The organism is Pseudomonas sp. P5_B2, from assembly GCF_056400445.1.
In genome coordinates this window covers 1-10,572 of the sequence record NZ_JBFULH010000131.1, presented here as the reverse complement: position 1 = coordinate 10,572, position 10,572 = coordinate 1, and the positions used below count along the sequence as shown (strand labels likewise).

Annotated in this window: 8 protein-coding genes; 1 reads left to right on the top strand and 7 read right to left on the bottom strand. The window is 59.2% G+C overall.

All coding sequences use genetic code 11. The features are described 5' to 3' along the window. Nucleotides 1-57: 57 nt before the first annotated feature. The 5 genes from AC1DRJ_RS13040 to ppsA all read right to left on the bottom strand — a co-directional run bounded on the left by AC1DRJ_RS13040 (nucleotide 58) and on the right by ppsA (nucleotide 5,457). Nucleotides 58-306: a CrfX protein gene (locus tag AC1DRJ_RS13040; protein WP_462021988.1), complete on the bottom strand. Its 249-nt coding sequence runs from the start codon at nucleotides 304-306 to the stop codon at nucleotides 58-60. A gap of 63 nt (nucleotides 307-369) precedes the next feature. After that, nucleotides 370-1,365 carry a zinc transporter ZntB gene (locus tag AC1DRJ_RS13035; RefSeq protein WP_477802511.1) on the bottom strand — a complete coding sequence of 332 codons (996 nt, stop codon included), beginning with the start codon at nucleotides 1,363-1,365 and terminating at the stop codon, nucleotides 370-372. A 24-nt stretch (nucleotides 1,366-1,389) separates the two neighbouring features. After that, nucleotides 1,390-1,881 carry a ribonuclease E activity regulator RraA gene (gene rraA, locus AC1DRJ_RS13030; protein ID WP_007944518.1) on the bottom strand — a complete coding sequence of 164 codons (492 nt, stop codon included), beginning with the start codon at nucleotides 1,879-1,881 and terminating at the stop codon, nucleotides 1,390-1,392. 120 nt (nucleotides 1,882-2,001) lie between these two features. Then, entirely contained in the window at nucleotides 2,002-2,991 is a 990-nt protein-coding gene (locus AC1DRJ_RS13025) for an alpha/beta fold hydrolase (protein WP_477802510.1), read from the bottom strand. A 90-nt stretch (nucleotides 2,992-3,081) separates the two neighbouring features. Beyond that, on the bottom strand, nucleotides 3,082-5,457 hold the full coding sequence (gene ppsA / locus AC1DRJ_RS13020) for a phosphoenolpyruvate synthase (RefSeq protein ID WP_477802509.1): 2,376 nt from the start codon (nucleotides 5,455-5,457) through the stop codon (nucleotides 3,082-3,084). A 174-nt stretch (nucleotides 5,458-5,631) separates the two neighbouring features. On the opposite strand from ppsA, the gene ppsR reads away from it, so the two are divergent. After that, nucleotides 5,632-6,450: a posphoenolpyruvate synthetase regulatory kinase/phosphorylase PpsR gene (ppsR, locus tag AC1DRJ_RS13015; RefSeq protein ID WP_477802508.1), complete on the top strand. Its 819-nt coding sequence runs from the start codon at nucleotides 5,632-5,634 to the stop codon at nucleotides 6,448-6,450. A 52-nt stretch (nucleotides 6,451-6,502) separates the two neighbouring features. Here the strand turns inward: ppsR and prpF are convergent, their stop codons facing one another. Both prpF and acnD read right to left on the bottom strand, forming a co-directional pair. Continuing rightward, on the bottom strand, nucleotides 6,503-7,693 hold the full coding sequence (prpF, locus tag AC1DRJ_RS13010; RefSeq protein WP_477802507.1) for a 2-methylaconitate cis-trans isomerase PrpF: 1,191 nt from the start codon (nucleotides 7,691-7,693) through the stop codon (nucleotides 6,503-6,505). 68 nt (nucleotides 7,694-7,761) lie between these two features. After that, the gene (acnD, locus tag AC1DRJ_RS13005) at nucleotides 7,762-10,356 is read right to left on the bottom strand and encodes a Fe/S-dependent 2-methylisocitrate dehydratase AcnD (protein WP_477802506.1); all 2,595 of its coding nucleotides are present in this window, start codon (nucleotides 10,354-10,356) and stop codon (nucleotides 7,762-7,764) included. Nucleotides 10,357-10,572: the final 216 nt, after the last annotated feature.

The window sequence follows — 10,572 nt, the reverse complement described above, 5'->3', positions numbered from 1 at the left end:
GTCCACAACGCAGTCATTGCAGTGACGAGGCTCTGAGTCCAGAGATCAAGTTCCATATTAATCAGCCTTATCAGCAGTGCGAACGGTAGGTTTACGAAGACGGGATACCGGCGAGACGTGAGCCGAGCCGTTATTGAGGGCAATCATCAGCGCGGGCAACCAGCGGCCCAAGAGACTGAACAGATCACCGGCGCCGACCTGGCGGTTGGCGGTTTTCAGTACACGCCCAAGGCACGCATCATCGTCCCGGGTGGAGGGTGATGCATTGAGCATGTCACGCAAAGACTGTTCAAACGGATCGTGCATACGCACCTCTCGTGATGTCTGTGAAAGACGCGGTCAAATTTGCTCGGGTCACATGACTCAAGCTCAGACCCAACGCAAACGTCGAAATAACCACCACTGCCCAAGCGCCACCGAGACCATCATCAGGCACGCAACCAGGAAGCCATAGGGGCTGTCAGAGAACGGAATACCCCCCACGTTGATCCCCAAAAGACCAGCCAGAAAACTCATCGGCAAAAAGATCCCGGTGATGATCCCGAAGCGGTACATCGTGCGATTCATGCGCACGCTCAAGCGTCTGTCTTCAGCCTCAAGGACCAGCCCCACACGCTCCCGGGTCAATTCCAGCTCTTCCAGGTAGCGGGTCAGGCTGTTGTTCAATTCGTTCCAGTAATCGCCATCGTCGTCGACAAACCAGGGCAGTTTGATCCGCGTCAATTGTCCGAAAATTTCACGTTGTGGGGCAAGGAAACGTTTCAGCGCGGCGGCCCTGCGGCGGATCTGCAAAATGGTGCCGTGCTCAGGAGTATACCGTTCGTCGGTATCCAGTTTTTCTTCCTCCTCATCGACCACTTCCGAGAGGCAACTGACCAGATCTTGCACTTTGTTGGTGAGGTACTGCGCCATATACAGCACGAGTTCGGAGGCGGTTTTCGGTCCTTTGCCATCGGTAAGTTGCACCAGCAACTCATCGGTGGCGCGCAAAGGTCGCAAACGCAAGGAGATAACGCGCTGGGCCGAGGCGAAAATCCGCACCGAGACCATGTCTTCCGGTTCCGCGCCCGGGTTCAGGTTGACCCCACGCAGAAACAGCAACAGTTCTGCGTCCGGCAGGGGCAACAGGCGCGGCCGGGTGTTTTCTTCGAGTAAAAGGTCACAGCTGAATTCACTCAGACCACTGGATTTACGCAGCCAGGTCTGGGTTTGTGGATGACTGCGATCCCAGTGCAGCCACAAGCTTTCATGAGCCTGTAGCTGCAAGTCATCGAGTTCAGTCCGGGCTATCGAACGCGCGCCGCCTTTACCGTCCAGCACCAGGGCATGCACCAGGCCCCACTGCGCGTTTTCTTCCTCGAACATCCGCATCCCTTTGTTGGTTTTGACTTATTCAGGCATTTTCAGCGGGCTTGGCGAAATGATCACGCCGTTGTTGTCCGCGTAAATGTAATGGCCTGGATGGAACGTCACACCCGCAAAAGTCACCGGCACGTTGAGATCGCCGATACCGCGCTTGTCGGTTTTCATCGGATGGCTAGCCAGGGCCTGAACGCCCAGATCCGTTTGCGCAATGACATCGACGTCACGGATGCAACCGTAGATCACCAGCCCTTCCCAACCGTTTTTCGCGGCTTTCTCGGCGATCATGTCGCCCAGCAGCGCACGACGCAGAGAACCGCCACCATCGACCACCAACACCTTGCCATTGCCCTTGAGCTCGGCTTGGTCCTTGACCAGCGAGTTGTCTTCGAAGCACTTGATGGTCACGATTTCGCCGCCGAAAGAATCACGGCCGCCGAAATTGCTGAACATCGGTTCCAGCACCTGCACCAGCTCCGGATAGGCGTCGCACAGGTCAGGCGTGAGGTAATGGTTCATCGAGAAACTCCTGTAAAGAGGAAGACAATCGAGGGTGTCGAACGTGACCAAAATAGCTCAATGCGTCATATCTTAGCCGCAAGCCGAACAGAGCGGAATGCCCTTGTTAGAGCATCGGCTTCAAATTGCCGTGGCCAGATCCGGCTTGTCGCCCATCAAGGGCGTCTGTTGATCACCCAGCCAACGCGCCACCAACGGCCAGACCTCGGCTTGAGCGGCTTTGCTGACCAGCATTTCCACGTGACCAAAATCGTCGCCAAACCCCAGCTCGCGACCAAGGCTGATGAACTGTTTGTGCTCGGAACCGATCTGGTCGAACAGTTTGCGGCATGCCCACGCCGGGTCCTGATTGTCGCCAACGGCGCTCACGGCCAACACCGGCATGGCAACATTGGCCAGGCCAGCCCACCAGTCCTTGTCTGTATCGCCGAATCGCCCAAACAAACCGTACCAGCGCATGCTTTCCAAGGCCAGGCCAATCGGCTCGTCCTCCGGGCCGCGCTTGAGCCGTGAACCGGACAGCTGCGCAAAGCGCTTGAGAATGAACCGCCCGCTCCATTCCACCGGTGGAATTTTCAATGGCCAGTAGGTCCGGCTGACCTGAGCACCAAAGAACGCCGCAGACGCCACCACAGGCTCGCCAATGTACTCACCGCCCAATGCGGCAGCCAGCGTGATACCGCCCAGTGAGTGACCGATCCAGTGCGGAACCTGGCCGCTCTGTTCATGCACAAACGCGCCAATGGCTGGCAGATCGTAACGAGCGTAGTCGGCGACACGGTTCTTGCGGTAGTTCTGATTGCGCTGGGACAGGCCATGGCCGCGCATCTCCGGGATCCACACGTCGAACCCCAGCCGCGTCAGGTACGCACCCAATCCCAACCCTTTCGGGGAAAACCAGAAGCGCCGATTGGAAAAGCTGCCGTGCAACAGAATCACGGGCACACCGCGCCCCGCCGACCCATCAGCCATGCCCAGGCGGGTAACGGCCAGCTCGACGCTAGGGTCCGGGCTGTTGGCCGGTTTCAATCGATAAACATCTTCGCTCAGATCGCCACGCCTTTCGGCGCTGATCAGGGCGACAGGAAATAGGTTGCTGCTGCTTTGCATAATGCTCTTGCACAAAAAAGGGCGGCATCCAATTGGAGCCCGCCCTACTCAAATTAAAGCCCCGGCCACTTGACCGGGGCTTCATTCACATCACGCCGAAGCCTGACCTTCAGCCAGGAAGAACCAGGTTTCCAGTACGGAATCGGGGTTCAACGAAACGCTTTCAATGCCCTGCTCCATCAGCCACTTGGCCAGGTCCGGGTGGTCCGAAGGACCCTGACCGCAAATGCCGATGTACTTGCCAGCCTTGTTGCACGCCGCGATGGCGTTGGCCAGCAGCTTCTTGACCGCCGGATTACGCTCGTCGAACAGATGCGCGATGATCCCGGAGTCACGGTCCAGGCCCAGCGTCAGCTGAGTCAGGTCGTTGGAACCAATCGAGAAGCCGTCGAAGAATTCGAGGAACTCTTCAGCGAGGATCGCGTTGGATGGCAGTTCACACATCATGATGATGCGCAGACCGTTTTCACCGCGAGCCAGGCCGTTTTCGGCCAGCAGATCGATCACTTGGCTGGCTTCGCCCAGGGTACGGACGAACGGCACCATGATTTCGACGTTGGTCAGGCCCATCTCGTTGCGCACACGCTTGAGGGCGCGGCACTCGAGCTCGAAGCAGTCACGGAACGATTCGCTGATGTAACGCGAAGCGCCACGGAAGCCCAGCATCGGGTTTTCTTCTTCCGGCTCGTATAGCTTGCCGCCGATCAGGTTCGCGTATTCGTTGGACTTGAAGTCCGACAGACGCACGATGACCTTTTTCGGCGTGAACGCTGCAGCCAGAGTACTGATGCCTTCGACCAGCTTGTCGACATAGAAGCCGACCGGGTCGTCGTATCCGGCGATGCGCTTGTCAACGCTGTCCTTGATGTCCTGCGGCAGACCGTCATAGTTCAACAGCGCTTTGGGGTGAACACCAATCATGCGGTTGATGATGAATTCCAGACGGGCCAGGCCCACCCCGGCGTTCGGCAGTTGCGCGAAGTCGAAGGCGCGGTCCGGGTTGCCGACGTTCATCATGATCTTGAACGGCAGGTCAGGCATGGCATCAACGGAGTTTTTCTTGATGTCGAAGCCCAGCTCGCCTTCGAAGATGTAACCGGTGTCGCCTTCAGCGCAGGAAACCGTCACGCCCTGGCCATCTTTCAACAGCTGGGTGGCGTTGCCGCAACCGACCACGGCCGGGATGCCCAGTTCGCGAGCGATGATCGCCGCGTGGCAGGTACGGCCGCCACGGTTGGTGACGATGGCGCTGGCGCGCTTCATGACCGGCTCCCAGTCCGGGTCGGTCATGTCGGAAACCAGCACGTCGCCCGGCTGGACTTTGTCCATCTCGGACACGTCCTTGATGATGCGGACCTTGCCGGCGCCGATGCGCTGGCCGATGGCGCGACCTTCAACCAGCACAGTGCCGGTTTCTTTCAACAGGTAACGCTCCATGACGTTGGCCTGGGTGCGGCTCTTCACGGTTTCAGGGCGGGCCTGAACGATGTAGAGCTTGCCGTCGTCGCCGTCTTTGGMCCATTCGATGTCCATCGGGCACTTGTAGTGCTTCTCGATGATCATCGCTTGCTTGGCCAGCTCGCTGACTTCAGCGTCGCTCAGGCAGAAACGCGCGCGATCCGCCTTGTCGACGTCGATGGTCTTGACCGACTTGCCGGCTGTAGCGACTTCGCCGTAGATCATCTTGATGGCTTTGCTGCCCAGGTTGCGGCGCAGGATGGCCGGACGACCGGCAGCCAGCGTGCCTTTGTGCACGTAGAACTCATCCGGGTTCACCGCGCCTTGTACAACGGTTTCACCCAGGCCGTAGGCGCCGGTGATGAACACCACGTCACGGAAGCCCGACTCGGTGTCGAGGGTGAACATCACACCGGCTGTGCCGGTCTCGGAGCGGACCATGCGCTGAACGCCAGCCGACAGAGCGACCAGTTTGTGGTCGAAACCCTGGTGCACGCGGTAGGAAATCGCACGGTCGTTAAACAGCGAAGCGAACACCTCTTTGGCGGCGCGAATGACGTTTTCGACACCACGGATGTTCAGGAAAGTTTCCTGCTGACCGGCGAAGGATGCGTCCGGCAAGTCTTCGGCGGTAGCGGAAGAGCGCACGGCCACGGCCATKTCAGGGTTGCCGGCCGACAGCGTGGCGAACGCAGTGCGGATCTCGGCGTTGAGCTTCTCGGGGAATTCGGCTTCCATGATCCATTGGCGGATCTGGGCGCCGGTACGGGCCAAGGCGTTGACATCGTCGACATCCAGGGCGTCGAGGGCAGCGTGGATCTGATCGTTGAGACCGCTCAGTTCCAGAAAATCACGATAAGCCTGAGCTGTCGTGGCGAAGCCACCGGGCACCGATACACCGGCACCTGCAAGGTTACTGATCATCTCGCCCAGGGATGCGTTCTTGCCCCCTACGTGCTCTACATCATGGACGCCGAGCTTATCGAGGGAAACTACGTACTCTACCAAGGTGATCTCTCCACTAACTGTGTTGGAAAAGCTCAGAAGCCGGCTGCTCAAAGGAGCGTTTTGCGGCTGTATGGCCTGGACCTGGAAAATAAGTGAGAATGCGGGCCACTGGCGGCCGACAAATCGCGCCTATCATATCCAAGATTCGTCATTAGCTTAAGGCCCAAGGTGCAAATGAAACGATCTGCTTTCTTTATTTCCGACGGTACCGGCATTACGGCCGAAACCCTGGGTCAAAGCCTCCTGGCGCAGTTCGAAAACATTACCTTCAGCAAATTCACGCGACCGTACATCGATAACGTGGATAAAGCGCGGGCCATGGTACAACAAATCAACAAAGCCGCTGAAACCGACGGTTTCCGGCCGATTATCTTCGACACCATCGTCAATCAGGACATCCGTGAGATCCTCGCGACCTCGAATGGTTTCATGATCGACATTTTCTCGACGTTCCTGGCACCGCTTGAACAGGAATTGACCGAGCATTCTTCCTATACCGTGGGCAAATCCCACTCCATCGGTGCAAGCACCAATTACATGGAACGCATCGAGGCGGTGAACTTCGCCCTCGACAACGACGATGGCGCCCGCACGCACTACTACGACAAGGCCGATTTGATCCTGGTCGGCGTGTCGCGTTGCGGCAAGACCCCTACCTGCCTGTACATGGCCATGCAATTCGGCATCCGCGCAGCCAATTACCCGCTGACCGAAGACGACATGGAGCGCCTGACCCTGCCAAGCGCCCTGCGCGCCCATCAGCACAAGCTGTTTGGCCTGACCATCGACCCGGACCGCCTCACCGCGATCCGCAACGAGCGCAAGCCTAACAGCCGTTATTCAAGCTATGCCCAGTGCGAATTTGAAGTGCGCGAGGTGGAAAACCTGTTCCGCCGCGAGAACATCCCGCACATCAACTCCACGCATTTTTCGGTGGAAGAGATTTCCGCGAAAATTCTCGTAGAAAAAGGCGTGGAGCGGCGGTTCAAGTAATTCTGCGTCGCCTGCTCTATTGTCATCGCGAGCAGGCTCGCTCCCACAGGGGTTAGAACGAGTCGCCCGGTACGCGAACAAAACCTTCCATCAATACCCGCGCACTGCGGCTCATGATGGCTTTGTTCACGGTCCATTCACCGTTCGCCTGGCTGGCCTCGGCGCCAACACGCAACGTGCCCGACGGATGGCCGAAGCGCACAGCGTTGCGTTCAATGCCGCCTGCCGCGAGGTTCACCAACGTACCGGTAATGGCCGCTGCCGTGCCGATGGCCACAGCCGCAGTGCCCATCATCGCGTGGTGCAATTTACCCATCGACAATGCACGTACCAGCAGGTCGACATCCGCGGCCGCAATGGTTTTGCCGCTGGACGACACGTAGTCCGCCGGTTTGGCCACGAAGGCCACCTTCGGGGTGTGCTGACGCTTGGCCGCTTCGTCGAGATTCGAAATCAGGCCCATGCGCAGTGCGCCATAAGCACGAATCGTCTCGAACATCGCCAGCGCTTTCGGATCGCTGTTGATCGCGCCCTGCAGTTCGGTGCCGGTGTAACCGATGTCCTCGGCATTGACGAAAATCGTCGGGATGCCGGCATTGATCATGGTCGCCTTGAAAGTGCCCACACCGGGTACTTCGAGGTCGTCTACCAGGTTGCCAGTGGGGAACATCGAACCACCGCCACCCTCTTCTTCTGCCGCCGGATCGAGGAATTCGACTTGCACTTCGGCGGCCGGGAAGGTCACGCCGTCGAGTTCGAAATCACCGGTTTCCTGTACTTCGCCGTTGGTGATCGGCACGTGGGCGATGATGGTCTTGCCGATGTTAGCCTGCCAAACGCGAACAATTGCTACGCCGTTATGCGGGATGCGGCTGGCATCCACCAGGCCGTTGCTGACAGCAAACGAACCCACCGCCGCCGTCAGGTTGCCGCAGTTGCCACTCCAGTCCACGAATGGCTTGTCGATGGACACCTGACCGAACAGGTAATCCACATCGTGATCGGCCTTGATGCTTTTCGACAGGATCACGGTTTTGCTGGTGCTGGAGGTTGCGCCGCCCATGCCGTCAATTTGCTTGTCGTACGGGTCGGGGCTGCCGATCACGCGAAGCAACAAAGCATCACGGGCCGGGCCGGGAATTTGTGCCACTTCGGGCAGGTCTTTCAGGCTGAAAAACACGCCTTTGCTGGTGCCGCCACGCATGTAGGTGGCAGGGATTTTGATCTGAGCTGCGTGAGCCATGTGCTCGTTACTCCTTACCTTGAAAACAGACACGGGACTTAAAGCCCCGTGTCCGTACAGCGTGTGTGTTAAACGGCGACTGCCGTCTCTTCGAGGAAGTCCTGGGCGAAGCGTTGCAACACGCCGCCGGCCTCGTAGATCGACACTTCTTCAGCGGTGTCTAGGCGGCACATGACCGGCACATCGACGCGTTCGCCATTCTTGCGATGGATCACCAGCGTCAGTTCAGCGCGCGGTGTGCGCTCACCGATCACGTCGTAGGTTTCACTGCCGTCGATGCCCAGGGTGTGACGGTCGGTGCCGGCTTTGAACTCCAGCGGCAACACGCCCATGCCCACCAGGTTGGTGCGGTGAATGCGCTCGAAACCTTCAGCGGCAATCGCTTCCACACCCGCCAGACGTACGCCTTTGGCCGCCCAGTCACGGGACGAACCCTGACCGTAGTCGGCGCCGGCGATGATGATCAGCGGCTGCTTGCGTTCCATGTAGGTTTCGATGGCTTCCCACATGCGCATAACTTTGCCTTCCGGCTCGACACGGGCCAGCGAACCTTGCTTGACCTTGCCGTTTTCCAGAACCATTTCGTTGAACAGTTTCGGGTTGGCGAAGGTCGCACGTTGTGCGGTCAGGTGGTCACCACGGTGAGTCGCGTAAGAGTTGAAGTCCTCTTCCGGCAGGCCCATTTTCGCCAGGTATTCACCGGCGGCGCTGTCCAGCATGATCGCGTTCGACGGCGACAGATGGTCGGTGGTGATGTTGTCCGGCAGAACTGCCAATGGACGCATGCCCTTGAGCGGACGTGCACCGGCCAACGCGCCTTCCCAGTACGGCGGACGACGGATGTAGGTGCTCATTTCGCGCCAGTCGTACAGCGGCGCTACTTTCGGGCCGGTGTCCTCGTGGATGGCGAACATCGGGATGTAGACCTGACGGAACTGCTCAGGCTTCACCGATGCCTTGACCACGGCGTCGATTTCTTCGTCGCTTGGCCAGATGTCTTTCAGGCGGATTTCCTTGCCATCGACCACAGCCAGCACATCTTTTTCGATGTCGAACCGGATGGTCCCGGCGATGGCATAAGCGACCACCAGCGGCGGCGAAGCGAGGAACGCTTGCTTGGCGTACGGGTGAATCCGGCCGTCGAAGTTGCGGTTACCGGACAGGACGGCAGTGGCGTACAGATCGCGATCGATGATCTCTTGCTGGATCACCGGGTCCAGGGCGCCGGACATACCGTTGCAGGTGGTGCAGGCGAAGGCGACGACGCCGAAGCCAAGCTGTTCCAGTTCGTCGGTCAGACCGGCTTCATCCAGGTACAGCGCGACGGTTTTCGAACCCGGTGCCAGGGACGATTTCACCCAAGGCTTGCGGGTCAGGCCGAGCTTGTTGGCATTGCGCGCCAGCAGGCCCGCAGCGATCACGTTGCGCGGGTTGCTGGTGTTGGTGCAGCTGGTGATGGCCGCGATGATTACAGCGCCGTCCGGCATTTGGCCAGGCACGTCATCCCACTGACCGGAGATGCCTTTGGCGGCCAGATCCGACGTCGCCACACGGGCGTGCGGGTTGCTCGGGCCGGCCATATTGCGCACTACCGAGGACAAATCGAAGGTCAAGCCGCGCTCGTATTGCGCGCCCTTCAGGCTATCAGCCCACAGGCCAGTGACCTTGGCGTAATTCTCGACCAGTTGCACCTGATCGTCTTCACGGCCGGTGAGCTTGAGGTAGTCGATGGTCTGCTGGTCGATGTAGAACATCGCGGCCGTGGCGCCGTATTCCGGGGCCATGTTGGAAATGGTTGCGCGGTCGCCCAGGGTCAGCGCCGCAGCGCCTTCACCGAAGAACTCCAGCCATGCGCCAACCACTTTTTGCTGACGCAGGAACTCGGTCAACGCCAGCACCATGTCGGTGGCGGTGATGCCCGGTTGCAGCTTGCCGGTCAATTCGACGCCGACGCTTTCTGGCAGACGCATCCAGGAAGCACGACCGAGCATCACGCTCTCGGCTTCAAGACCACCGACGCCGATAGCAATCACGCCCAGCGCATCAACGTGCGGGGTATGGCTGTCGGTGCCGACGCAAGTGTCGGGGAACGCCACGCCGTCACGTACCTGGATCACCGGAGACATTTTCTCCAGGTTGATCTGGTGCATGATGCCGTTGCCTGGCGGGATCACGTCGACGTTCTTGAACGCCTTCTTGGTCCAGTTGATGAAGTGGAAACGGTCTTCGTTGCGGCGGTCTTCGATGGCGCGGTTCTTCTCGAACGCCTCTGGATCAAAACCACCGCGCTCGAYGGCCAGGGAGTGGTCGACGATCAATTGGGTCGGCACCACCGGGTTCACTTGTGCCGGGTCACCGCCTTGCAGGGCGATGGCGTCACGCAGGCCGGCGAGGTCGACCAAAGCGGTCTGGCCGAGAATGTCGTGGCACACCACGCGCGCCGGGAACCACGGGAAGTCGAGGTCGCGCTTGCGTTCGATGAATTGCTTCAGGGATTCGGTGAGCGTGGCCGGGTCGCAGCGACGCACAAGGTTTTCCGCCAGCACGCGCGAGGTGTACGGCAGGGTGTCGTAGGCGCCAGGGGCAATGGCTTCGACTGCCGCGCGGACGTCGAAGTAATCCAGATGGCTGCCGGGTAGCTGTTTACGAAATTCTGTGTTCATCGTCAGGACTCGGTCACGGTAATTACAAAGGGTGGGGCTTGGCACCGGGTTTGACCTGAAACCGGATCAAATGTGGGAGCGGGCTTGCTCGCGATGGCGGTGTATCAGTCAACATCAATGTTGAATGTCAGTCCGTCTTCGCGAGCAAGCCCGCTCCCACAATGGCTTCCGGTTCATTCAGCAACCAGTGCGGGAGCCCCCACCATTCAGCGTTGT